A 23545-nucleotide genomic window follows, 5' to 3' on the forward strand; every position below is an offset into this window, starting at 1 on the left:
ATTACATCCGCAAAAACCCGAACCGGACGCCTTGGTGACAAAGTTTCAGGGATGCGCATCGAGCGCCCGGGCCGCACCCAGCAGGGCGGGCGATTGCTCCGAGGTGATGACCCAGACCGGCATGCCCTGCAGCAGGCCGGTGAAGCGGCCCTTCTGCTCGAACCGGGCCCGGAACGGCGAGGCGTCGAACCAGGCGCCCAGGCGCGGCACGATGCCGCCACCCACGTAGACGCCGCCCCGCGCGCCCAGCGTGAGCGCCAGGTTGCCGGCGACCGAACCGAGCATGGCGCAGAAGAGGTTCAGGGTTTCCAGCGCCTGCGGATGGCCCGCCTGCAGGGCGGCCTCGCTGACCGCCTTGGCGCTGTCCAGGCCCTGCGCCGTGACGCCGTCGGCCTCGCACAGGATGGCGCAGGTGTCGACCAGCCCCTGGCCGCAGCACACGCGCTCGGCCGAGGCGTGGCCGTAGCGCCGGATCAGGCCGTCCATGACGGTCCGCTCGCGCGCCGTGGTCGCGGGCAGCGTGACGTGACCGCCCTCGCCTTCGAGCGGCACCCAGCCGCCAACCCCGTCGGGCAGCAGGCCCGAGACGCCCAGCCCGGTGCCCGCACCGACCAGCCCCATGGCCACGCCCGGCACGGCCTCGCCACCACCGACCCGGCGCAGCTCGGCCGCCGGCAGGTCCGGCAGGGCCAGCGCCAGCGCGGTGAAGTCGTTGAGCAGGCGCAGGTTGCGCAGGCCGAACTCGGCCTTGACCGCCGACTGCGAAAACGCCCAGTCGTGGTTGGTCATGCGGACCAGGTCGCCGGTGATCGGGTTGGCGATCGCGATCGCCACCGAGGCCGGCGCACCACGCCCCAACCCGTCGAGGTACGCGTGCATGGCCGCCTGCAATGTCGGGTACTGCGCGCCGGGCAGCACGCGCACATCGGTGATCGCAGCGCCGGGCGCCGCCTGCCAGGCAAAACGGGCATTGGTGCCACCGATGTCGGCCAGCAGACGGGAGGTGGAGACGGTGGAATCGGCCATGGCGCAGCGTCAGAAAAACAGATCCCCGGATTATGCCGACGGATGTAACCGAATTACAACCTCGCCTTCCCGGCGCCCGGGCCGCCCGCGGCGGAAGCCACTTCGCACGGGACAAATGTGTATCAAATGGATACTTAAGTGTGAATTCTGGGAATGACACCCCTAAGATCACCCGGTTCATTGCCCGATGGCGTCCAGGGAGGAGGCCCACGCGATGAGCCCATCCCCGTCCCCCGGTGAACGCCGATCCCGGTGCGCTCTTCGAGCGTGCCAGGGTCGGTGTTGCCGCTTCACCCCAGAAAAACCATGTCCATCCGTCTGTCACACCCGCGTTCACCCCGCATCCTGTTCACCCTGCTGACCGGCGCCTGCGCCAGTGCGGGCGCCCTGGCCCAGACCACGCCCCCCTCGGCGCCCGCCGCCACCGGATCGCCGGAACTGGAAATCGGCGTGCAGCGCGTCGAGCGCGACACCCAGGGCGTCGTCGGCCTCTCCCTGGAGCAGGAACACACCGCCTTCCGCCTCGAAGCCGACCACTCCAGCCGCTCGCAGCACCTGATGCTCGGCGGCGGTGTCCGGCTGGGCGACAGCCACCACCTGATCGGCTCGCTGAGCACCGGCCGCGAGCCGATCCCGGGCCGCACCGCCAAGATGAAGGGCTTCAGCGGCCAGTGGCGCCTGAGCGGCGTGGCGCCGGTGCAGGGCGTCCGCCGCTGGTATGTCGAGGGCCTGCACCAGCGCACGCAGGACCGCTTGCTGTCGGTCTCCGACACGCCGTTCGACGACACCCGCTCGGACACCCAGGGTTTCACCACCACCGTCACCCACACGCAGGGGTTCGTGCGCCGCACCGAGCGTTTCTATGGTGGCCGCCGCAACGAACTCTCGGCCACGGTCGAGGCCAACGCGGGCGAACAGGGCGTGGTCGGGCTGCAGTGGAAACAGGGCCGCACCCGGTTGCTGGACGCCAAAGACAAATACCGGCGGGTCCACCTCAACTACCGCCACTACCTGCCCGCACAGGACGCCTACCTCGACATCGGCGTGAACAACCGCGGCCGCTGGCAGTTCGGCGGCGAAATCCGCATCGACCGCATCGACGCCAGCCTGGTGCTGCAGGCCTTCCGCAACACCCGCGACGACAAGAGCCAGGGCATCTACCTCGGCCTGCGCTTCGAGCTGGGCGATGTGGCGACCCACCCGGGCCACAAACCCGGGAGCAACACCGAGCTGCTGCGCGACACCGTGCGCGCGATGTACGCGCCACGCAACTACTTCGGCACCGTGCTTCAGACCAAAGAGCGCTTCGTCACGTCGGAAACCTCGACCAGCCACAGCAACGCGCCAGCCGCCGCTCCTGCGCCGCCGGTTTCGCCCCCACCCGTGCCCGATCCGGCACCGACCGACATCCAGCTGCAGCAGACGCTGGTGCCCAGCCTGCAGGAGGTCGGCCCGTCGGCGGTGTACACATGGGTGTCGGTCGCGCCGCAAGGCGCCGGCCGCCTGCTGTGCAGCGACATCGCCGTGTCCCCACGCACCAACAACACCTGCACGTTCTCCGGCGGCAACGGCCTGATCAGCGTCGCGCCCGATGGAAGCCTCAGCTTCGGCCCCGGCACCTACGGAGAAAGCTCGTTCGACATCACGGTGACCGCGACCGACCAGGCAGGCAACACGTACACGCGCACCTTGACGCTGGCCTTCCACCTCCAGCGGCCCTGAGCGGCGGCGCTCAGCGGCGCAACTGCGTGCGCGTCCAGCGCACGATGTCGGCGGCGCCCATGGCGCCCGGCTGGCGCGCCACCTCGCGCCCGTCCACGAACAGCGCCAGCGTCGGGATGCTGCGGATGTTCAGGCGCGCAGCCAGCGCCTGCGCTTCCTCGGTGTTGACCTTGGCCAGCCGCACCCCCGGTTCCAGCTCGCGGGCCGCCGCCTCGAACTGCGGCGCCATCATGCGGCAGGGGCCGCACCAGGGCGCCCAGAAATCGACCAGCACCGGCAGCTGCGAGCGGCCGACATGCTTGTCAAAAGCCTCTTCCCCCAGCTCGACCGGGTGCCCCCCGAACAGCGGCCGGTGGCATTTTCCGCAGTCGGGCGCCTGGCGCAGACCGTCCGCCGCGACGCGGTTGGTGGTGTGGCAATGCGGGCAGACGACGTGCAGGGATTCGGTGGTGGTGTTCACGGGGGACTCCATGGATTCCCCCGCAGATGGGGCTGCCCTTCGGGGCTTCAAGAGACACCCTGCGGGGTATCAGATCACCTGGCCGATCAGGCTGGCGATGAAGCTCAGCAGGATGGTCGTGGTCAGCGGAATGAACCACTCGCGGCCGAAGGCGCGAAAGCGCAGGTCGCCCGGCAGCTTGCCGAAGCCCAGCTTGTGCAGCAGCGGGGTGAACCAGCTGATCAGCATCAGGGCCAGGAAGATGACGATCATCCAGCGGATCATGGTGCCGTCCTACAGCCGGTGGGTGCGGTCACCCGACGCAAATCCGACCGGGTCCCAGCCCTGTGCGCTCGCTTCGGGCGCCAGGCCGATCACCTTGAACAGCTCGCCCATCTCGTGCTCGTTCACCAGCTTGCCCAGCATGGCGTTCTCGCGCGGGCCGGCGTCTTTCGCGGCATCCAGCAGACCGGCGTTGATCAGGAAACGGCCCTGCGAGGTGTAGCCCAGCACGGCCAGGCCGGCGTCCTGCGCGACCAGCGCGACGCCGGTGAAGTTCACATGCGCCGTGATGTCCTTGAGGCCGAGGTCGGCCAGCGGATCGTCGTCGCTCTTGTGCGCGCGGTGGCAGATCAGCGTGCCCATGTGGCGCTGCGGGTGGTAGTACTCGGCCTCGGGGAAGCCGTAGTCGATGAAGAAGCCCGCCCCACGGGTCCAGCGCTCGGCCAGGGTCCTGACGAAGGCCTCGCCCTGCGCATGGATCTCGGTCAGGTAGTCGTGCGGGCCTTCGATGTCCAGCGGCGGCCGCAGCGCGGTGGGGCGGTCGGCCCAGGCCAGCCGGCCGTCGCCGGCCAGCGCCACGCCCCGCTCGTGCCACACACCGTCGGCCTGGCCACCCACGCGGTGCAGCAGCTGCACCGGCATCGCGTCCAGCACCTCGTTGCCCAGCACCACGCCCTCGAAGGTCTCGGGCAGGCGGTCGGCCCAGTGCACCCGGCCCGCGTGGCGGGACAGCGTGGCCTGCTGCCGCTCGCGCAGGCTGCCGGAAAGGTCGACGATGGTGTAGCGGCGCGGCGCCTGGCCCAGGGCTTCCAGCGCATCGAGCACCTGCAGCGCGAGCGCTCCGGTGCCGGCACCGAACTCCCAGACCTCGTCGGTGTCCGTGGCGTTCAGGGCCTGCGCGACCTGCCGGGCCAGTGTCTGGCCGAACAGCGGCGACAGCTCGGGCGCGGTCACGAAGTCGCTGCCCTGCCCCGCCACGCCTTGCGGCATCTGGCCGAACTTCGGGCTGCGGTTGGCGTAGTAGCCCAGGCCCGGCTCGTACAGGGCCATGGCCATGAAGCGGTCGAACGGCAGCCAGCCGCCGACCTCGCGGATCGCGGCGGCCACCCGCGCCAGCAGGGCGCTCGTTAAACTTGAAGACTCAGTCACGGTGTCGTACTCACCCGCCCATTGTCCTAGATCGGTCGCCCGCCATGCCCGGCCCCCACACGCACCCCGCCCACCCGCCCCCCACCGCCCTGGTCACCGGCGCGGGCCGCCGCCTCGGCCGCGAGATCGCGCTGTCGCTGGCGCGCGCCGGCTGGAACCTGGCCGTGCACCACCGGCAGTCGGCCGCCGAGGCCCAGGCGACAGCGCGCGAATGCGAGACCCTCTCGGGGCGCCCGGGCAGTGCGCAGCCGTTCTACGCCGACCTCAGCGACGAAGCCAGCGTGCGCGCCCTGCTGCCCGCGGTGATCCGGCATTTCGGGGCCGTCGATGCGGTGGTCAACAGCGCCTCGCTGTTCGAACACGACGACGCCACCAGCTTCGGTTTCGCCGCCATGGAGTCCCACCTGCGCAGCAACACCGGCGCGCCGATCCTGCTGGCGCAGGCGCTGCACGCGCACCTGAGCGCGCGCGAGGCCGAAGGTGCGGTGGTCAACCTGCTGGACCAGAAGCTCTGGAACCTCAACCCCGACTTCCTGAGCTACACCCTGTCCAAGGCCGCCCTGGAAGCGGCCACCGGCATGCTCGCCATGGCGCTGGCGCCGCGCGTGCGCGTGGTCGGCGTGGCGCCCGGCCTGACGCTGACCAGCCACCTGCTGTCCGACGAGAAGTTCCAGGCGCTGCACCGGCAGTCGCCGCTGGGGCGCTCGTCGACCCCCGAAGATGTGGCCGCCACGGTGGTCTTCGCGCTGAGCAACCGCTCGATCACCGGCACCACGCTGCTGGTCGACGGCGGCCAGCACCTGGTGCGCTTTGCGCGCGATTTTTCGATGATGTGAGGCGCAGCCGCCATGAACACCCCGAACCACCGCGGTACCCAGATCCTCACGCTCACCGGGCTGCGCTTCGACGCCAACCTGGGCATCCTCGACCACGAGAAAACCGCACCGCAGCCGATCCAGGTCGACGCCGAACTCAACCAGGGCACGCAACCCCTGCTGCCGCACGACGACGACATCGGCCACGTGCTCGACTACCGCAAGGTGCGCCAGATCATCATCGACGAATGCACGGCCGAACACGTGAACCTGCTGGAGAGCCTGATCGGCAAACTCACGCGCCGCCTGATGCAGCTGCCCGGCGTGATCGGCGTGCGGGTCAAGATCGCCAAGCTGGAGATCTTCGACGACTGCGAGGTCGCGATCCGGATGGAAAGCGGGCAGTGGTGAGCTCCTGCGGCCGACGTCCCACATGGGAACCACCAAAGAAAAAGGCCCCTTGCGGGGCCTTTTTGCTTCAGGACACCGGAACCGGCATCACTTGAAGTTGTACTGGACGCCAACGCCCAGGTACACCAGTTCCTTCCAGGAACGGGCTTCGTCGGAGCTCTTCTTCAGGAAGACGTCCAGATCGCTGCGCAGCGCCAGGTTCTTGCTGAAGGCATGGGTCAGGCCCAGGCCCAGGGTCGGGCGGGTCTGCGAACCTTCGACAGCGTCGATGTGCTTGACGCTGGCCACACCCAGCTTGCCGAACACGCGGGTGGCTTCACCCAGGTTCGTGCCGGCGGTGGCGCGCAGGCCCAGGGCGCGGACCTTGGACTCGATGCCGTTTTCGAAGTCGTGGGCACGGCCAAACTGGGCAAACGCTTCAGCGCCCCACAGCTTGTTGATCTGGTAACCCACGCCGCCTTGCAGGGCCAGCTTGGTGTCGTGGTCGTCGTGCTGGGCGATGCCGGCGATCGGGCCGTTGCTGATCAGGTCGCGCTGGGCACCCAGGGTACCGAAGACGTACGGGAAGGACACCACTTCGGCGGCCTTCAGCACGGGAGCGGGGGCCGGGGCGGGCGCCGGAGCGACCACGACCGGAGCGGGTGCGGGAGCCGGGGCCACCACGGGGGCGGGAGCCGGGGCCGGAGCGACAGCGACCGGGGTCGGACGCGGCAGCAGGTCGGAGAAGTGGTTGTCGCACTGACGCATGGTCACGCGGACGATCTTGCCGTCCTTGTTCTTGTAGGCGTTGACTTCCATGGCCGGGCTGAAGGGGATCCACTTGCCCTGCAGCGCCTTGCTCACGCCGCCGCGGCCGCGGGCCGTGGCCACGCCCTTGTCGCAGGCGCCCTTGGAGTAGTTGGGGCTGAGGTCTTTCAGCAGCATCGGGGACACCGACACTTCGCCTTCGCCCAGCTTGGGCTTCTGCTTGGTCTGGGGCTTGTAGAACTTGGCCTTGCCGCTCTGGATGGCTGCGTCGCAGGCTTCGGGGGTGGCATAACCCGTGTTGCCGTCGCGGTCGGTGGTCATACCGGCGGTCTGGGCGGAGGCGACAGTGGCCAGGGAAGCGAGCGCAGCGGCAACGGCAACCCGGTGAAGAACGTAGGACATAAAGACTCCAAATAAAATCAATGGCTTTTCCGCGGTCAAGCGCGGATCTAGCGGGTCGTGCGGCGCCCTCGAAGACGCTGCCCTCCGTCCGGAAGTGTACCTTTCGGCTTATTCCGAACCTTGACCTGACACAATTTTGTGCTGCAGTGCGGCACATTGTGCATTGCAACACGCCCCAGCGCGACAAGCTGTTGTGTTTGACGCAACGCCGGCCCGCCCAACCCGAGGCCCAGAACCATGACTCCTGAAAAACTCGCCTTCGAAAACAAGAAACTCGAAAAGCGCCTGTGCCGCGAGGTCGGCCGCGCCATCGTGGACTACAACATGATCGAGGAAGGCGACCGCGTGATGGTCTGCCTCTCGGGCGGCAAGGACAGCTACGGTCTGCTCGACATCCTGATGAAGCTGCAAAAGCGCGCGCCGGTGAACTTCGAGCTGATCGCGGTCAACCTCGACCAGAAGCAGCCGGGCTTCCCCGACCACATCCTGCCGGAATACCTCTCCAAGCTGGGCATCAAGTACCACATCGAAACGCAGGACACCTACTCCATCGTCAAGGAGAAGATCGAGCCAGGCAAGACCATGTGCAGCCTGTGCTCGCGCCTGCGCCGCGGCATCCTCTACCGCGTGGCGCGCGAACTGGGCGCGACCAAGATCGCGCTGGGCCACCACCGCGACGACATGCTGCAGACCCTGTTCCTGAACATGTTCTTCGGCGGCAAGCTCAAGGGCATGCCGGCCAAGCTGGTCAGCGACAACGGCGAGTTCATGGTGATCCGCCCGCTGGCCTACGTGCCCGAGAAGGACCTGATCCGCTGGGCCGAGGCGCGTGAATTCCCCATCATCCCCTGCACGCTGTGCGGCAGCCAGGAAAACCTGCAGCGCAAGCAGGTCGGCAACCTGCTGCGCGACTGGGACAAGCAGTTCCCCGGCCGGCTGGAGAACATGCTGCACGCCCTGCAGCACGTGGTGCCCAGCCACCTGATGGACCGCGCGCTCTACCCGTTCCAGACCATCAAGACCACCGGCGCGCCGGTCGAGGACGGTGACCTGGCGTTCGACGAGGAGCCGCTGCAGGCCCCGCCCCGCGCCGTCGACGAGGACGCGGCCGAAGGGAACGTTGCGGCCCCGCGCACGGTCATACCGATTGCAGCGGCCGAATCCTGACCGCCAACGACCGGGAGGAAGCATGCTCCGACACCTGTTTGCGCTGATGCTGGTGATGGCGCTGGCGGCCTGCGCCGGCCCGCAGCGCGTGGACAACACGGTCCACAGCTTTGCGCGCTGGGAACTTCCGACCGGCGGGGCCGCCGCCGCGGTGCCACATGGGCCGCAGCGTTACCGCTTCGAGCGCCTGCCCTCGCAGGGCGACGGCGCCGCCGCGCAGGAACAGGGCGCGCTGGAAGCCACGACCCGCCAGTCGCTGGAGCGGCATGGCTGGACGCTGGCCGACAAGGATGCCGACGCGCGCTGGACGGTCCAGGTGTCGGCCAGCACCACCCGCGCGCGCGACCCCTGGGACGACCGCCGCAGCGGCTGGTCCCTGCACGGCCACATCGTGACCGGCAACGGCCATTTCTTCTGGTCGCCGATGTTCCTGTTCCCGGCCGACCCGCCGGACTACCAGCGGCAGGTGACGCTGCTGGTGCGCACGGTCCCGGGTGGCCAGGTGGTCTATGAAACCCGGGCCGAACACGACAGCCGCTGGAACGCCACGCCCGCGCTGTGGCAGGCCATGGTGGAGGCGGCGCTGAAGGATTTCCCCAGGCCCCCGGCCGGTCCACGCCGGGTCGAGATCGAACTCGCGCACTGACCCGCGCCCGCAGGCGCCACACCGTCAGCGCGACGGTTTCTCCATCAGCGCACGCACGGCCTCGGCCAGCGCGTCCATGCTGTCCTGCTTGCCCAGCACGTCGGACACGCCGGCGGCGGTCGCGGCCAGGATCAGCTGCTCGTTGACGTGCCCCGAGACGATGGCCACGCGCTGCCCCGGCCGCAGGATCCGCACCGCCTGCGCCAGCTCGACGCCGCTCAGGCCCGGCATGTTCTGGTCGGTCACCAGCAGGTCGACCGGGTCCGGGTTGGCCTGCAGCCAGGCCAGCGCCTCTTCGCCGGAGACGAAGGTGCTGACCCGGTAGCCGTGCTTGCGCAGCAGCCGGCCGGCGAGAAACGACAAGGCCTCGTAGTCGTCGACATAGACGATGTGGTGGTGGGTCGCGACCGGCGCGGGGGGCGGCTCGGCGACTTTCTCCGGCACACCGTCGGGCGCCTGGGCCGCGGCCAGCGGCAGGTAGACGTCAAAGCGCGCGCCTTCGCCCGGCGCGCTGCGGACCGCGATCGCGCCGCGGTGCGCCTTGACGATGCCGTGCACGACAGACAGGCCCAGGCCGGTGCCGGCGCCGGGTGCCTTGGTGGTGAAAAACGGTTCGAAGATGCGGCGCTGGGTTTCCAGGGTCATGCCCGGGCCGTCGTCGCTCACGCTCAGGCGCGCGTGCTCGCCCGGGGCCAGCCCCTCCAGCCCCAGGGCCGCCGGGTCGTCCACCCGCACCGCGTCCAGCCCGACGGTGACCTGGCCCGGGCGTTTGCCCATCGCCTGCCAGGCGTTGGTGCAGAGGTTCATCAGCACCTGCTGCACCTGCGTCGCGTCGGCCATCACCGCCAGCGGCGTATCCTCCAGCTGGGTGACCAGCTGCACGCCCGCGGGCAGCAGCGAGCGCATCAGGGCCAGCGTTTCCTCCACCAGCGGCCGCAGCGGCTGGTGCCGCAGTTCCTGCGACTGGCGCCGGCTGAAGGCCAGGATCTGCTGCACCAGTTGCCGGGCGCGGATGGCGGCGCGACTGATCTCGGCGAGGCTTTCCTGCGCCAGGTGGTCCGGCCCCACGTCTTCCCGCGCCAGCGCCAGGTTGCCCAGGATCGCGGCCAGCAGGTTGTTGAAGTCGTGCGCCACGCCACCGGCCAGCGTGCCGATGGCTTCCATCTTCTGCGACTCCCGGAGCTGGGCTTCCAGCAGCCGCTGCTGGGCCTCGGCCTGCTTGAGGTCGGAGATGTCGGTGTGCGTGCCGACCATGCGCAGCGGTTTGCCCTGTTCGTCGCGCTCGATCACCATGCCGCGCGAAAGCACCCACTTCCAGCTGCCGTCCTTGCAGCGGATCCGGTGTTCGTTGCGGTACAGGGCCGCACGTCCGTCGAAATGGGCCTGCCGGTCGGCCCGCATCTGCGCCAGGTCGTCCGGGTGGGTGCGGTTGTCCAGATCCAGCGGTTGGTTGGCGATCTCACCGTCGGAGAAGCCGTACATCGCCTTGATGCGGGGGGAGACATATTCCTCGCCGGTGACCATGTTCCAGTCCCACACGCCGTCGCCCGCGCTGTCCAGCGCCAGCTTCCACAGCGCCTCGCTCTCGCGCAGCGCCAGCTCGGCCTCCTTGCGGGCGGTGATGTCCAGCAGGATGCCGACCCGGATCTGGGCGCCCGGCTCCCGGGCCACGGTGTCCGAGCGCCGGTACAGCCAGCGGATGCTGCCGTCGGGCAGCACGATGCGGAACTCCAGGCCGTGGTCCTTCTCGCCCGAATGGATTCGCTGGATGTGGTCAACGAAGCCCGGCGCATCGTCCGGATGCCGGTAGCGCGCCAGGATGCCCGGTTCGTGCAGCACCTCTTCGGGCGAGAGATCGTAGATCTGGCGCACGCCTTCGCTGACAAAACGGTACCGCGCCTCGCCTTCGTCGGAGACCAGGACCACGAAGGCCATGCCGGGCAGCTGACCGGTCAGCAGCCGCAGCTGGGCCTCGCTGCGTTCCTGCGCCTGCTGGGCCGCCACACGGTCGGTGATGTCCTCGACCGTGCCTTCGTAGTAGAGCAGTTCGCCCGCGGCGCCGTAGACCCCGTGGGCGGTCTCGCTGACCCAGCGGTGCTCGCCGTCCTGGTGCCGCACCACCTCGGAGATGAACCCCTGCACGACACCATCGCGCTCCAGCAGCGCCCGGAACTCGGCCCGGCGTCCCGGCTGGACGTACCAGTCGCTGTTGGCCTGGTTGACGTCGACCAGCATGGCCTGCTCGTTTTCGTAGCCGTTGAGTTGCACCAGCGCCGGATTCGCGCGCAGCATCACCCCCTGGCGCGAACTGCGGTACGCGCCCATGGGCAGGAACTGGAAGAGCGAGGAAAAATCCGCGGCCAGAGCGGCGCTGTGCTCGTTCATTCCGGCATTGTCCTGTCCCGCGGCGAAAACCGATCCCCGGAACTGCCCGTGGTCAGCCAGCCAATCCGGCGCTACAGTGACCGATTTCCCGTTTTCGAGGTCTTCTGCCTTGCACATCACCCGCATTCTTGCCGTGCGCCACGGCGAAACCGACTGGAACCGCGCCACCCGCATCCAGGGCCACACCGACATCGCGCTGTCCGACAAGGGCCGCTGGCAGGCCGGACGGCTGGCCCAGGCGCTGCGCGACGAACCGATCAGCGCGTTCTACGCCAGCGACCTCTCGCGCGCCTTCGAGACCGCCGCGACCACCGCGCGCGCCCACGGCAAGCCGGTGCAGGCGCACAAGGGCCTGCGCGAGCGCGCCTTCGGCCGCTTCGAGGGCCTGACCTGGGCCGAGATCGAGGCGCACCACCCGCAGGACGCGCTGGCCTGGCGCAAGCGGGTGCCCGACTTCGCACCGCCCGGTGGCGAATCGCTGCTGCAGCTGCGCGAGCGCGTGGTGGCGGCCGTCGACGAGATCGCGGCCCGCCACCCGGGCGAGCAGCTGATGCTGGTGGCCCACGGCGGCGTGCTGGACATCCTTTACCGCGCCGCGACCCGGCTGGAGCTGCAGGCCGCACGCACCTGGGACCTGACCAACACCGCCGTCAACCGCCTGCTCTGGACGCCCGAGGGCCTGAGCCTGGTGGGCTGGGCCGACACCGGCCACCTGCAGGACGGCGCACTCGACGAGAGCACGACCTGACCCCGTCCGCCCCGACACGCCCATGAGCCCGAACCAGGTCATCGTGCTCGCCATGCCGGTGTTCCTGCTGCTGATCGCGGTCGAGTTCGCCGTCGGCCTGCGGCGCGGCCGCCACACCTACGCGCTGGCCGACACGCTCAACAGCATCGGCCTGGGCATGCTCAGCCGGGTGGCCGACGTGTTCACGCTCGGGCTGCGGCTGGGCATCTACGTCTGGGTGCAGGACCACGCGGCCCTGTGGCGCGACGGCGGCTTCTGGACCTCGCCGGCCGGCTGGCTGCTGGCGCTGGTCTGCTACGACTTCCTCTACTACTGGAACCACCGCATCGGTCACGAGGTCGGCGTGTTCTGGGCCGCGCACGTGGTGCACCACCAGAGCCAGCACTACAACCTCTCGACCGCGCTGCGCCAGCCCGCCAGTTACGCGCTGCTGGGCTGGGTGTTCTACCTGCCGATGGCGCTGGCCGGCGTGCCGCCGCTGGTGTTCGCCGTGGTGGGCCTGGTCGACCTGCTCTACCAGTTCTGGATCCACACCGAGCAGATCGGCACGATGGGCCGCTTCGACCGCTGGTTCGCCTCGCCCTCGAACCACCGCGTGCACCACGCCGTCAATGACCGCTATCTCGACAGGAACTACGGCGGCGTGCTGATGCTCTGGGACCACCTGTTCGGCACCTTCGAGCCCGAAAACCCGGCCGAGCCCTGCGTCTACGGCACCCGCAAACCGCTGCAGAGCTGGGACCCGGTCTGGGCCAACGCCGAGGTCTACGCCGGGCTGGCCCGAGACAGCGCCCGCGCCGGGCGGTGGCGCGACAAGCTGCAGGCCTGGCTCAGGCCGCCGGGCTGGCGACCGGCCGACGTGGCGGTGCGCTGGCCGGTGCCGCCGTTCGAGATCGCGGCGGTGCAGCGCTTCGACCCGCCGGCCTCGCGTGCCGCGCAAGGGCTCGCCGTGGCCCTGTTCGTGGCGCTGCTGGGCGGCATCGCGTTTTTCCTCTGGACCGCCGACACGCTCAATCTCGGCACCCAGATCGCCTGGGCCGCCGGTCTGACGGCCGCCCTCTGGGTCCAGGGCGCCCTGCTGCAAGGCCGGCTCTCCGGCCGCCGTCCCGCCTGAGCCCACGCCCGATTCACCATGCTGCACTACATCGCCCACGCCGGCAGCGTGCCCTGGCAGGAACAGCTGCGCTGGATCACCGGCATCCTGCTGGTCATTGCCGTGCTGTTCCTGTTCTTCTGGTGGCGCCAGCGGGCCCGCCGGCCTGCCCGGGGCGACTTCGCCGCGCTCGCGCAGGCGCCTCAGATTCAGGCCGCGCTCGCCGCCCAGCAGACCACCGCGGGCCAGGACGCCGCCGCGGCCTGGCAACAGACGCAGGACACCCTGCAGACGGTGCGCCGCGGCACCGAACGCGGCCTGGCCCTGGTCTTCTGCCTGCTGGCCGGCCTGGGCTGCTTCCTCACCGGCCTGATGGGGGTGATGTCGCTCACCGACGGCTGGAGCGGTCTGGGCTGGGGGGCCTTGCTGCTCTGGGGCCTGTGCCTGCTCTGCGGCTGGTTCGCGCGCGTGCAATGGCGCGAATTCCGCGGCCAGGCCTGAGGATCAGGGAGCGGCAGCGCCCTGCGGCGTGCGGTTGAGTTCGGTCAGGCGCCGGTTCAACACTGCCACGCGCTCCCGGACGTGTTGCGGATCGACCGTGCCGCGCGCCCGGCCCACCTCCAGTTCCATCATTTCCAGCACCGCGCCCTGCCGCTCGCGCAGGTTGTCCAGCTGCGGAATCGGTGGCGCCGGACGCAGGCCCCGCAGCGTCTGCCCCACCGCGCGGTAGGCCGGAATGTGGCGCTGCTCCAGCGCGTCGATGAAGCGCTCGCCGGTCAGTCGGCCCTCCTTCTGCGCCTTGGCGTCCTCGTGCAGGGCCTGCTCGGCCGCGCGCAGTTCGGGCAGCACGGTGCGCAGCACGGCCTGGGTGCGGAACAGCTCGCGGTGGTCGACCCCGGGCCGGGCGGTCCAGACCAGTGCGGCCACCGCCAGCGCCACCACCCCGGTCGCCATCCACTGGCGGGCACGCCGGTGCGCCGTGCCCGCCTGGGTGTCCACCCGCTCGACCAGCAGCCAGGCCACGGCCGCCCCCGCCAGCAGGCCGCCGACGTGGGCGGCGTTGTCGATGCCCTCCCGCACGAACCCCTGCCCGAGCATGACCACCACGAACACCGCCTGGCTGGCCATCAGCCGCGAGAACACGCCCTTGGGCACGCGGTGGCGGTGCTGGTACACGCCCGCGACCAGTGCACCGAGCACGCCGAACACCGCACCCGACGCCCCGACCGAGACCGCCTGCTGCGACGAGAAGTGCAGGCTCAGCGCGCTGCCCGCCAGCGCCGAGGCCCCGTAGATCAGCAGGAACTGGCCGTTGCCGTACCAGCGGCTGACCTGCCGCCCGGCGTCCCACAGCGCCCACATGTTCAGCGCCAGGTGCAGCACACCCGCGTGCAGCACCGTCGCGGTCAGCAGGCGCCAGACCTCGCCGTCGCGCACCACCGCCGTGGCCGAATTGGCGCCCCAGGCAAACAGGTCGGCCGACAGCGGTTTCATCGGGCTCAGTCCGCCCGCCAGCGTGCCCAGCCAGACCGCGCCGTTGAGCGCCATCACCGCGTACAGCGCCCAGAGGGAGGGCGTGACAGCCTGCAGTTGCTCCTCGAACGCCACCTCGGCCACCGCGTCTTCCATCAGCGCGCGGCCGGCCGCTTGCGCCTGCGCGCCTGCGTATTGGCGAAAGCCCTGCATGGCCGCGCCGATGGCGCGCTCGCGGTCGGTGGTGCGCAGGGCGCCCAGGCTCAGGTTGCGCTTGAGGCCGAAGCCAAGCATCGGCCGGGTGCGCGCCAGCCAGGGCGAGCCGACCCGCAACACAAAGGTCAGGATGTGCTGCCCCTGCACGCTGCCGTACTGCACGTCGGTGATCTCGGTCCAGGGAATGGTGTGGCCGTTGAACAGCCTGGCCGTGACACCTTCGGGCCCGATCGCCAGCACCGGCGCCGGGCCGACGAACTGGCGCAGCAGCAGCACGCTCAAGAAGCCGAAAACCGCCGCCAGTCCGCCGAGCAGCCAGGCCTTGGTGCCGATCGACCAGGCCGCCGCGCCCATCAGCGCAGTCATGCCGAGCGACAACAGCGCCGTGCGCAACGCCCCGCTGCGCCAGGACGCGTGGAACGCTTCGGTCCCGGGGGTGTCTTGCGAACGCATGCCGGACCGAACCCGGCTTATTCGCTGAACAGCGCGCCGTCGTTGGCCGGCGGCGCCACGCCCAGGTGGCGGTAGGCCGCCAAAGTGGCGATGCGCCCGCGCGGCGTGCGCTGCAGGTAGCCCTGCTGGATCAGGTAGGGCTCGATCACGTCTTCGATGGTGTCGCGCTCCTCGCCGATGCTGGCCGCGATGTTGTCCAGCCCCACGGGCCCGCCGTCGAAGCGGTGGATCACGGCTTCCAGCAGCTTGCGGTCCATCAGGTCGAAGCCCTGCGGATCGACGTCGAGCATCGCCAGCGCGCGGTTGGCGATGTCGCTGGTGATGCGGCCGTTGCCCTTGACGTCCGCATAGTCGCGCACGCGGCGCAGCAGGCGGTTGGCGATGCGCGGTGTGCCGCGCGAGCGGCGCGCGATCTCGAAACCACCGGCCTCGTCCATCGGCGCATTCAGCAGGCCGGCGCTGCGCTTGACGATGCGCGCCAGCTCTTCCGAGGTGTAGAACTCCAGCCGCGCCACGATGCCGAAGCGGTCGCGCAGCGGGTTGGTCAACATGCCGGCCCGCGTGGTGGCGCCGACCAGGGTGAAAGGCTGCAGGTCCAGCTTGATCGAACGCGCCGCCGGGCCTTCGCCGATCATGATGTCGATCTGGTAGTCCTCCAGCGCGGGGTACAGGATTTCCTCGACGACCGGCGAGAGACGGTGAATCTCGTCGATGAACAGCACATCGTTGGGTTCCAAGTTGGTCAGCAGCGCCGCCAGGTCCTTGGGCTTTTCCAGCACCGGGCCGCTGGTCTGGCGCAGGTTCACGCCCAGCTCCTGCGCAATGATGTGGCTCAGCGTCGTCTTGCCCAGGCCGGGCGGGCCGAACAGCAGCACGTGGTCCAGTGCCTCGCTGCGCTTCTTGGCCGCGCCGATGAAGATCTCCAGCTGCTCGCGCACCTTCTGCTGACCCACGTATTCGTCCAGCAGCTTGGGCCGCAGCGCGCGCTCGATCGCCTCTTCCTTGGGCGACACCGCCGCGGCGGAAACCACGCGCGGCGCGGGGGCGAAATCGTCGGTCTGGATGCTCACGGCGGATGGGTCCGGTCGGGGGTCGAAAAGGGGCCCGCAAGGGGTCGCACGACTATACCCGCCGACACCCGGCACTCAAGTCCGGCGCGGACCGGTCCGATATGGAAGACAGGCCCTTTCCCCTGCCCCCGAAGAACCGCCATGAACACCCGCCAGACTCCTGCTTTCCTGCCCTCGCTGAGCCTGCTGGCCAGCCTGATGCTGACCGCCCTGCCCGCCGGCGCCAATGGCGGCCACGAGGCACCGGCCGCCCCCGCCGCCACGGCCAAGGCGGCCCCGCCCGTGGCGGCGGCACCCGCGGCCCACGGCGCGCCCGCTGCTGCCCCGGCCGCACCGGCCCAGGCGGCTGCCGAGCCGGCCAAGCCCGTTTCTTCCCTGGCGCAACAGGTCCGCGCCGCCGTCTCCGCCCACCAGACCGGCCAAGTGAAACAGGTCTCGCTGGTCATCAACCCGGCCGACGCCACACGCACCGCACCGCACGCCACCCGTGTTGCGGCAGCGTCGACGGGCCATGGCGCAGCTACCCCAGGCAACAGCCGCGAATACATCCGCGCCAAGGCCGCCGCCCTGGCCGGCCACGGCGCAGCCCCCGGCGGCGGACACGAGGCCCACTGGGACTACGAAGGCGAAAACGGCCCCGAGCGCTGGGGCCAGATGAAGTCCGACTTCGCCACCTGCGCCGTCGGCAACCGCCAGTCGCCGATCCACATCCAGACCGGCGACGCCGTGCCCGGCCCGGCCGAGCCGATCGAGTTCCACTACGGCCCCAGCGGCGGCAGCGTGGTCAACAACGGCCACACCATCCAGGTCGACGTCGCAGGCCACAACTACATCAAGGTGCGCGGCACGGCTTACAAGCTGCTGCAGTTCCACTTCCACCACCCGGCCGAAGAAAAGGTGAACTACAAGGGCTTTGCCATGGTGGCGCACCTGGTGCACAAGAACGAAGCCGGCCAGCTCGCCGTGGTCGCGGTGCTGCTGGACGTGGGCGCCAACAACAGCTTCATCCAGAAGGTCTGGACCCGCATGCCGCTGGACACCAACGACCGCGTGCAGCTGCCCGACGACCTGCTCAACCTCAACGAGCTGCTGCCCACCGACCAGCGCTACTACCAGTTCATGGGCTCGCTGACCACGCCACCCTGCACCGAGGGCGTGCTGTGGCAGGTGATCAAGCAACCCGTCACGCTCGGCCCCGACCAGCTCAAGCTGTTCACCAAGCTGTTCCCGATGAACGCCCGCCCGGTGCAGGCGATCAATGGGCGGCTGGTGCGCGAAGGCACCTGAACCGCTGGACGGGCCTCAGCGCGGCGCGAACTCGAAGATCGCCTCGCCGTTGCTGCCCACACTGATGTGCTTGACGCTGACCGCCAGCGGCGCCGCCTTCACCCTCTCGATCAGGGCCGCGTCCATCCTGCGTGGCCCCGGTGCCGCGGCCTGGCGCCGGAAGTCCTCCAGATCGATCCTGGCCGTTTCGAGCCGCACGCGGTCCAGCGGACACACGTGCGAGTAGTCCCCCGAGATGGCCGTGCAGCGCGCGTAGTCGTAGCCCGCGTCTCGGGCGACCACGCGCATGCGGTTGATCAGGATCGCCTCTGCAGGCTTCACATCCACCCACGCCATCGGAACCCGGGGCGAGAACTCCATCCGGAATTCCACGAAGTCGGTCGCCGGTTTGTAGCGGGTCTCTTCGTACCAGCCGGCCTCCTGCACGACCTCCGTGTACGACGCCCCCTGGGTGTAGCCCCACTGCTGGCAGCCTCCGTTGGGACCCGGTACGGCGCAGTAGGACGACGAAGGGTTGTTCACCTCCCGAACGATCCGGTCCCTCCAGACCCTGGCCGTGTACGGCTCCCGGTAACTGCGGGTCGCCATCTTCACCTGCCCCAGCGCACCGCTCACCGGCGACGGCACCAGCCCTCGGGGATCGACACGCCCCGGGCCCGCGGAAACGAGCGCGCCCCAGAGCACGTACCTCCCCGGCTCGACCACCACCATCTGGTAGGTCTGCCCGACCGGGATGGGCACGCCCGGCGACGGCAGCAAGGCAACGCGGTGGGCGGGATCGCCCACCCGCTCCCAGACCATGCCCGCGTCGCCCAGCAGCGGACTGATGATCACCGCCTTGTTGGAGTTCAGGGCTTCTTCCAGCTTGGCGCCAGGGTTGGCGGCGCAACCGGACAGCGCCAGCGCCAGCAGGACGCTCCACAGCGCCCATCCGTTTGTCGTGTTTCTCATGGCCCTCCCAGGCGGTCTCACTTCGCCAGCGACTTCAGCGCCAGCTTGATCCCCTCGCTCACCCCCACGCCCGCTGGCAACGCCTTGAGCGCGGCGGCGGCGTCTTTTTCGTTGTAGCCCAGCGCCATCAGCGCCTGCTGGATGTCGCTGGCCGCGTCGCCCACGGCCGCGGCACCGCCGGCCAGCGGCAGGTCGGCGCCGAGCTTGCCCTTGAGTTCGAGCAACAGCCGCTCGGCGGTCTTCTTGCCGATGCCCGGCACCTTGACGATGCGCCCAGCCTCCTGGGCCGTGACCGCCTGCGCCAGTTCGGCCACGCTCAGGCCCGACAGCACCGAGAGCGCGGTGCGAGGCCCGATGCCACTGATCTTGACGAGCTGGCGGAACGCCTCGCGCTCGCTGGCGGTGCCAAAGCCGTAGAGGATCTGCGCGTCCTCGCGCACCACGAAGTGCGTCAGCAGCGACACTTTCTCGCCCGCCACCGGCAGGTTGTAGAAGGTGCTCATGGGCACATCCACCTCGTAGCCCACGCCGTGGCAGTCGATCAGGATCTGGGGCGGGTTCTTTTCCAGCAGCGTGCCGGTCAGCTTGCCTATCATTGAGGACCTTTCTGCAATCAGCCCGGGATTATCCGTTTTGCTCCTCCGCCACACCTTCTCCCCGCCCGACAACACCCGCATGGCGCACCTGTGCGGCCCGACGGACAGCCACATCCGCAGCATCGAGGCGGCGCTGCAGGTCAAGATCGCGCACCGCTTCGAGCAGTTCCGCATCGAAGGCGCCAAGGCCAGGGCCAACCAGGCGCTGGAGGTGCTGCAGGCGCTGTACGAGATGGCCAAGAAGCCGATCCCCGAAGAGAAGGTGCAGCTGATGCTGGCCGGTGACACAGCGCTGCCGACCGTTCCCGGCGAAGCGGCCGGCGTGCAGACCAAGCGCGGCGAGGTGCGCGGGCGCACCGCCAACCAGGCGCGTTACCTGGACAACATGTCCACGCACGACATCACCTTTGGCATCGGCCCGGCCGGCACTGGCAAGACCTATCTCGCCGTGGCCTGCGCGGTGGATTCGCTGGAGCGCAGCGCGGTGCAGAAGATCGTGCTGACGCGCCCGGCGGTGGAAGCGGGCGAGAAGCTGGGCTTCCTGCCCGGCGACCTGGGCCAGAAGGTCGACCCCTACCTGCGCCCGCTGTACGACGCGCTGTACGACCTGATGGGCTACGACAAGGTGATGAAGGCATTCGAGCGCCAGCAGATCGAAATCGCGCCGCTGGCCTTCATGCGCGGTCGCACGCTCAACCACGCCTTCGTGATCCTGGACGAGGCGCAGAACACCACGCCCGAGCAGATGAAGATGTTCCTCACCCGCATCGGTTTTGGCAGCAAGGCGGTGGTGACCGGCGACGTGAGCCAGATCGACCTGCCGGCCACGCAGCTCTCGGGCCTGATCGACGCCGAACGCGTGCTCAAGCGCGTGACCGGCATCGCCTTCAACCGCCTGACCAGTGCCGACGTGGTGCGCCATCCGCTGGTGGCGCGCATCGTCGACGCCTACGAAGCGCGCACCGCCGGTGTGGCCGAGGTGCCCGTGGCGCGGACCACCCGCCGCAAGAGCGTCTGAGGAAACACACCATGGCCCTGCCCGCACTCTCGCTTTCGCTGCAGTTCGGCGACATCAAGGACGCCGCCCGCCACCGCGCCGCCCTGCCGCGCCACACCGTCATCCGCTGCATCCGCCACGCGCTGGACGCCGACGCCGAGATCACGGTGCGCATCGTCGACGCCGACGAAGGCCAGGCGCTCAACCGCGACTTCCGCAAGAAGGACTACGCCACCAACGTGCTGACCTTCGACTACGCGACCGAGCCGGTCGTGATGGCCGACCTGGTGCTGTGTGCACCGGTCGTGGCCAAAGAGGCGAAGGAACTCAAGAAGACGCTGGCTGCGCACTACGCACACCTGCTGGTGCACGGCACCCTGCACGCCCAGGGCTGGGACCACGAGACCAGCGAGGCCGACGCCGAAGAAATGGAAGCGCGCGAGATCGAGATCCTCGCCGGCCTGGGCATCAAGAACCCGTACCGCTGAATTTTTCTCCCCCGTTGTCTCCCCCTTTGGGAGATTGACGCCTCCACCGCCGCGGCATACAACCCGCGCAGGGCCAGACGCCCTGCGGAGGTTGGAACATGGCAGGCACGGTGGCGGGCACACGCGAAACAGTCTTCGATCCGGGGCGGCGCCTGCCAGCCACCCCGCTGGCGCGTTTTGTGGCCCTGGCCGGCGCCTGGCCCGAGTCCATCGCCCCGCTGCTCGCGGGCGTTGCAACCGCCTCGACATCGCCGGATCTCCCGGCACTGGGTGACGCCTGGTGGCGCATCGACCTTGACCAGGCGGCGTCACTGGGCACACAGCTTCAAGCGGTGCCCGACATCGGCGCGTTCTGCACCGGGCTGGACCAACTCTGGGCATCCGTCGCCGCGGCAGACCCGGTGCACGGTCTGCTCACGGGGGGGCCGGCGGATCTGGACATTGCGTGGCTCACCGACCTGCTGGTGCGCCGCGGACCGATGGACACCGTGGCCTTCGACCATTCGCAATGGCGCGCGCCGCTGTTCGACTGGCCATTGAACGTCGGGTTGCCGCCGTCGGCCGAAGGGCGTTCCCTTGCGCAGACCCTGCAGACCGGCTGGTTCCGCGAACTCTACGAGCCCCTGGTGCTGCGCGGTGGCGAGACGCTGGACATCCTGCTGTTTCCCGGACCGCTGTCGCAGGCGCTGCGCTCGGCGCGCCGCAGCGCGCAGCGCAGTGCGGGTCTGGTGGTGGTGCTGGGTCCGCTCGACCATGCGGCCGGAGCAGACGCGTTGCGCGAACTGGCGCAGTGCTGGTCCGCCGCCGCCGTGGTGGTGTGCGGACTGGACGCGTCGCATTGGTCGCGCTGGTTCTTCGAGTTGGTCGCCGCGCTGTCGCACAACCTGCCGATCCCGCAGGCGGTGTTCGAGGCCCGGCGGCGGGCGCTGCCACAGGCAGACCCGTCCCTGCCGGTGGTGCTGTGCGATGTGGACCACGCCGACCACAGCCGCCCGCTGGAGGTGGCCCGGCGCCTGGCCGACGTGCTGCGGCGGCAATCCGGCGACCAGCCCGTGACCGCGCCGCCCGAGGTGGGCCCGGTGGCGGACGCGACACCCGAACTGAGCGCTGCCAGCGCCATTGCCGACGCCCTGGAATCGGCCGCCGAACAATGGCCCTGGACCAGCGAAACCCAGGGCGCCACCCTGCTGGTGCACACCCGGCGGGCGCTGGAGCGCGACCTGGGGCCGATCGAGCTGCGGCGCGACCCGCGGTTCCACGCCGCCACGGCCAGGATGGAACCGCCCGAGACCATGCCCGGAGACGGGCCGCCGGCGGCGCAAGCCCCGACAGAACCGGCGCCACCGCGGCACGTGAAATTCGATCTCTGGCCCGCGGATGCGACAGCGTCCACCCGCGTGCGCATGCCGCTGACGCCCAAAGCCGACCACCGGCTGGAAGTGTTCATTGCCGCGCGGGATGTGGCTGCCCAGGGCACGGCCGACGCGCCGCTGGACGAGCGTCTGTTGCCCCCGAGCGCCGACGGCCACGAGCTGACCATCGTGTACTGCCCGCTGTCGCCGACCGGCGAGATCGACGGCCGGCCCCACATCCCCAACCCGTCCATGACCACGCTGCACCTGCCGCCGCGCGGCACCAGCACGCGGGCGGTGTTCACGCTGCGCTGCGGCGAGGCGGTCGCTGACTTCCGCGCGCGCCTGATCGTGCTGCACGCGCAACGGGTCATCCAGTCGCTGCTGCTGTTGCCCGACGCCATGGGCGGGCTCACGCTGACGGTCGAGAACCGCTACGCGCCCGGCTTCGACAGCCCCAGCGCCGACCGTCCGGCCGACCTGGCTTTCCTGATCAACGACAACGCCGACGGCGCCGCGGGCCTGACCACGATGGCGCCAGACCGGGCCTCGTTCCTCACGCCGGACGGCATGAAGGAATCGATCGCGCAGATGCGCAAGATCCTCAACGCCGCGGTGCAGGCCGAGGCCGGCAATACCGACCAGCGGCTGGACCGCCCCGAGCTGCTGGACCTGATGCGGCAACTGGCCAACCACGGAGCGGTCATCGTGGAGGAGCTGGCGATGCAACACTCGCTGGCCTTGCTCGACGCCGCGCAACGGGTGCAGATCGTCGAGGCGGTGGACCAGGCCTACTTTCCGGTCGAGTTCCTGTACGCCGGGCCGGCCCCCGAACCCGGCGCTGCCTTGTGCCCGAACGCCCGGGCCGCGCTGGCCGACGGCAGCGGCGCGGTGCACGACCAGTGCCCGCACCGCCACGACGAAGGCCATGTCTGTCCGGTGTCGTTCTGGGGTTTCCGCAAGTGCATCGAGCGCCACGCACCCAATGGCGACGCCGCCACCGTGGTGTCGGTCCCGGTGCCCGGGCAGGAGCGGCTGGGGCCCTTCACCTCGGCCCTGCTGGCCGCGAGCGAACGCGCGCACGACGAGATGCAGGGACCGGACGGCTTGCCGGCCGCCTTGGCGGCGCGGGTGGCCGACGTGACCACAGTGACCACCTGGGCCGACTGGAAGGCGCAGGTAATGGCCCGCCCGCGCGACCTGTTGCTGCTGATGCCGCACTCCGACAAGTCCAGCGTGTTTGCCGGGATTCCCTCGCTGGAGGTGTCGAAGGACGAACTGGCGGCCAGCAACCTGAGCGAGAAGTACGTCCACACCGGCGAAGCGCACGGGCCACTGGTGCTGCTGCTGGGCTGCAGCACCAGCTTCGCCGACCTGCCCTTCCTGAACTTCGTGCGCCGCTTCCACCTCAAGGGCGCGCCCGCCGTCGTGGGCACCCTGTCGGTGGTCCATGCGACCCAGGCCCACCAGATCGCCGAGCGGCTGCTGGCGCTGGCCCTGGCACCGCAAGCCCTGCGGCTGGACGAGGCCCTGCTGCAACTGCGACGCGACCTGCTGGCCGAAGGGCTCGGTGTCTCGTTCACCCTGATGGCCTACGGCCACAGCGCCTGGCGACTCTGAGGAGGAATCC

21 protein-coding genes and 1 pseudogene are annotated in these 23545 nt (G+C 69.8%); 12 read left to right on the top strand and 10 right to left on the bottom strand.

Going from position 1 to position 23545, the window contains the following annotated elements; all coding sequences use genetic code 11:
• Positions 1–45: 45 nt before the first annotated feature.
• Complete coding sequence (gene glk / locus ACS5NL_RS12475) at positions 46–1026, bottom strand: glucokinase (protein ID WP_439354145.1); 981 nt, start codon at positions 1024–1026, stop codon at positions 46–48.
• 306 nt (positions 1027–1332) lie between these two features.
• Between glk and ACS5NL_RS12480 the strand changes: the two genes are divergently transcribed.
• Complete coding sequence (locus ACS5NL_RS12480; protein ID WP_439354146.1) at positions 1333–2748, top strand: hypothetical protein; 1416 nt, start codon at positions 1333–1335, stop codon at positions 2746–2748.
• A 10-nt stretch (positions 2749–2758) separates the two neighbouring features.
• On the opposite strand, the gene trxC is transcribed toward ACS5NL_RS12480, so the two are convergent.
• The 3 genes from trxC to ACS5NL_RS12495 all read right to left on the bottom strand — a co-directional run bounded on the left by trxC (position 2759) and on the right by ACS5NL_RS12495 (position 4618).
• Entirely contained in the window at positions 2759–3208 is a 450-nt protein-coding gene (gene trxC / locus ACS5NL_RS12485; protein WP_439354147.1) for a thioredoxin TrxC, read from the bottom strand.
• A 69-nt stretch (positions 3209–3277) separates the two neighbouring features.
• Positions 3278–3472 carry a DUF2905 domain-containing protein gene (locus ACS5NL_RS12490; RefSeq protein WP_439354148.1) on the bottom strand — a complete coding sequence of 65 codons (195 nt, stop codon included), beginning with the start codon at positions 3470–3472 and terminating at the stop codon, positions 3278–3280.
• A 9-nt stretch (positions 3473–3481) separates the two neighbouring features.
• Complete coding sequence (locus ACS5NL_RS12495; protein ID WP_439354149.1) at positions 3482–4618, bottom strand: class I SAM-dependent methyltransferase; 1137 nt, start codon at positions 4616–4618, stop codon at positions 3482–3484.
• Between the two features lie 44 nt (positions 4619–4662).
• Here ACS5NL_RS12495 and ACS5NL_RS12500 point away from each other — a divergent pair, with 44 nt between their 5' ends.
• The gene (locus ACS5NL_RS12500) at positions 4663–5454 is read left to right on the top strand and encodes an SDR family oxidoreductase (protein ID WP_439354150.1); all 792 of its coding nucleotides are present in this window, start codon (positions 4663–4665) and stop codon (positions 5452–5454) included.
• A gap of 12 nt (positions 5455–5466) precedes the next feature.
• Positions 5467–5844: a dihydroneopterin aldolase gene (locus ACS5NL_RS12505; RefSeq protein ID WP_439354151.1), complete on the top strand. Its 378-nt coding sequence runs from the start codon at positions 5467–5469 to the stop codon at positions 5842–5844.
• Positions 5845–5931: 87 nt separating this feature from the next.
• On the opposite strand, the gene ACS5NL_RS12510 is transcribed toward ACS5NL_RS12505, so the two are convergent.
• A complete protein-coding gene (locus ACS5NL_RS12510; protein WP_439354152.1) occupies positions 5932–6912 on the bottom strand; it encodes an outer membrane beta-barrel protein in 981 nt (326 codons plus the stop codon).
• A 318-nt stretch (positions 6913–7230) separates the two neighbouring features.
• On the opposite strand from ACS5NL_RS12510, the gene ttcA reads away from it, so the two are divergent.
• Positions 7231–8160, top strand: a complete 930-nt coding sequence (gene ttcA, locus ACS5NL_RS12515) for a tRNA 2-thiocytidine(32) synthetase TtcA (protein ID WP_439354153.1) — start codon at positions 7231–7233, stop codon at positions 8158–8160.
• A 22-nt stretch (positions 8161–8182) separates the two neighbouring features.
• Positions 8183–8806 carry a DUF4136 domain-containing protein gene (locus ACS5NL_RS12520; RefSeq protein ID WP_439354154.1) on the top strand — a complete coding sequence of 208 codons (624 nt, stop codon included), beginning with the start codon at positions 8183–8185 and terminating at the stop codon, positions 8804–8806.
• Positions 8807–8830: 24 nt separating this feature from the next.
• Here ACS5NL_RS12520 and ACS5NL_RS12525 read toward each other — a convergent pair whose 3' ends face one another.
• A complete protein-coding gene (locus ACS5NL_RS12525; protein WP_439354155.1) occupies positions 8831–11191 on the bottom strand; it encodes a hybrid sensor histidine kinase/response regulator in 2361 nt (786 codons plus the stop codon).
• A gap of 109 nt (positions 11192–11300) precedes the next feature.
• Here ACS5NL_RS12525 and ACS5NL_RS12530 point away from each other — a divergent pair, with 109 nt between their 5' ends.
• The 3 genes and pseudogenes from ACS5NL_RS12530 to ACS5NL_RS12540 all read left to right on the top strand — a co-directional run bounded on the left by ACS5NL_RS12530 (position 11301) and on the right by ACS5NL_RS12540 (position 13533).
• Entirely contained in the window at positions 11301–11939 is a 639-nt protein-coding gene (locus ACS5NL_RS12530) for a histidine phosphatase family protein (protein ID WP_439354156.1), read from the top strand.
• A gap of 22 nt (positions 11940–11961) precedes the next feature.
• A pseudogene (locus ACS5NL_RS12535) lies at positions 11962–13035 on the top strand (sterol desaturase family protein); the annotation flags it as partial.
• A 36-nt stretch (positions 13036–13071) separates the two neighbouring features.
• Complete coding sequence (locus ACS5NL_RS12540) at positions 13072–13533, top strand: hypothetical protein (RefSeq protein ID WP_439354157.1); 462 nt, start codon at positions 13072–13074, stop codon at positions 13531–13533.
• A 3-nt stretch (positions 13534–13536) separates the two neighbouring features.
• Here the strand turns inward: ACS5NL_RS12540 and ACS5NL_RS12545 are convergent, their stop codons facing one another.
• Both ACS5NL_RS12545 and ruvB read right to left on the bottom strand, forming a co-directional pair.
• A complete protein-coding gene (locus tag ACS5NL_RS12545; protein ID WP_439354158.1) occupies positions 13537–15174 on the bottom strand; it encodes a rhomboid family intramembrane serine protease in 1638 nt (545 codons plus the stop codon).
• A 17-nt stretch (positions 15175–15191) separates the two neighbouring features.
• Positions 15192–16244 (bottom strand): Holliday junction branch migration DNA helicase RuvB, encoded by a 1053-nt coding sequence (ruvB, locus tag ACS5NL_RS12550; RefSeq protein WP_439354159.1) that lies wholly within the window; start codon positions 16242–16244, stop codon positions 15192–15194.
• Positions 16245–16385: 141 nt separating this feature from the next.
• On the opposite strand from ruvB, the gene ACS5NL_RS12555 reads away from it, so the two are divergent.
• Positions 16386–17531, top strand: a complete 1146-nt coding sequence (locus tag ACS5NL_RS12555; protein ID WP_439354160.1) for a carbonic anhydrase — start codon at positions 16386–16388, stop codon at positions 17529–17531.
• A 15-nt stretch (positions 17532–17546) separates the two neighbouring features.
• On the opposite strand, the gene ACS5NL_RS12560 is transcribed toward ACS5NL_RS12555, so the two are convergent.
• Together ACS5NL_RS12560 and ruvA are read right to left on the bottom strand one after the other, a co-directional pair.
• The gene (locus ACS5NL_RS12560; RefSeq protein WP_439354161.1) at positions 17547–18482 is read right to left on the bottom strand and encodes a hypothetical protein; all 936 of its coding nucleotides are present in this window, start codon (positions 18480–18482) and stop codon (positions 17547–17549) included.
• 17 nt (positions 18483–18499) lie between these two features.
• Entirely contained in the window at positions 18500–19078 is a 579-nt protein-coding gene (gene ruvA / locus ACS5NL_RS12565; protein WP_439354162.1) for a Holliday junction branch migration protein RuvA, read from the bottom strand.
• A 37-nt stretch (positions 19079–19115) separates the two neighbouring features.
• On the opposite strand from ruvA, the gene ACS5NL_RS12570 reads away from it, so the two are divergent.
• The 3 genes from ACS5NL_RS12570 (at position 19116) to ACS5NL_RS12580 (ending at position 23535) form a co-directional block, all read left to right on the top strand.
• A complete protein-coding gene (locus ACS5NL_RS12570) occupies positions 19116–20096 on the top strand; it encodes a PhoH family protein (protein WP_439354163.1) in 981 nt (326 codons plus the stop codon).
• A gap of 11 nt (positions 20097–20107) precedes the next feature.
• Positions 20108–20563, top strand: coding sequence for an rRNA maturation RNase YbeY (gene ybeY, locus ACS5NL_RS12575; RefSeq protein WP_439354164.1), 456 nt, complete (start codon positions 20108–20110; stop codon positions 20561–20563).
• A gap of 98 nt (positions 20564–20661) precedes the next feature.
• Positions 20662–23535: a hypothetical protein gene (locus tag ACS5NL_RS12580; RefSeq protein ID WP_439354165.1), complete on the top strand. Its 2874-nt coding sequence runs from the start codon at positions 20662–20664 to the stop codon at positions 23533–23535.
• Positions 23536–23545: the final 10 nt, after the last annotated feature.

The organism is Hydrogenophaga sedimenti (assembly GCF_051857515.1).
Taxonomy (GTDB): domain Bacteria; phylum Pseudomonadota; class Gammaproteobacteria; order Burkholderiales; family Burkholderiaceae_C; genus Hydrogenophaga.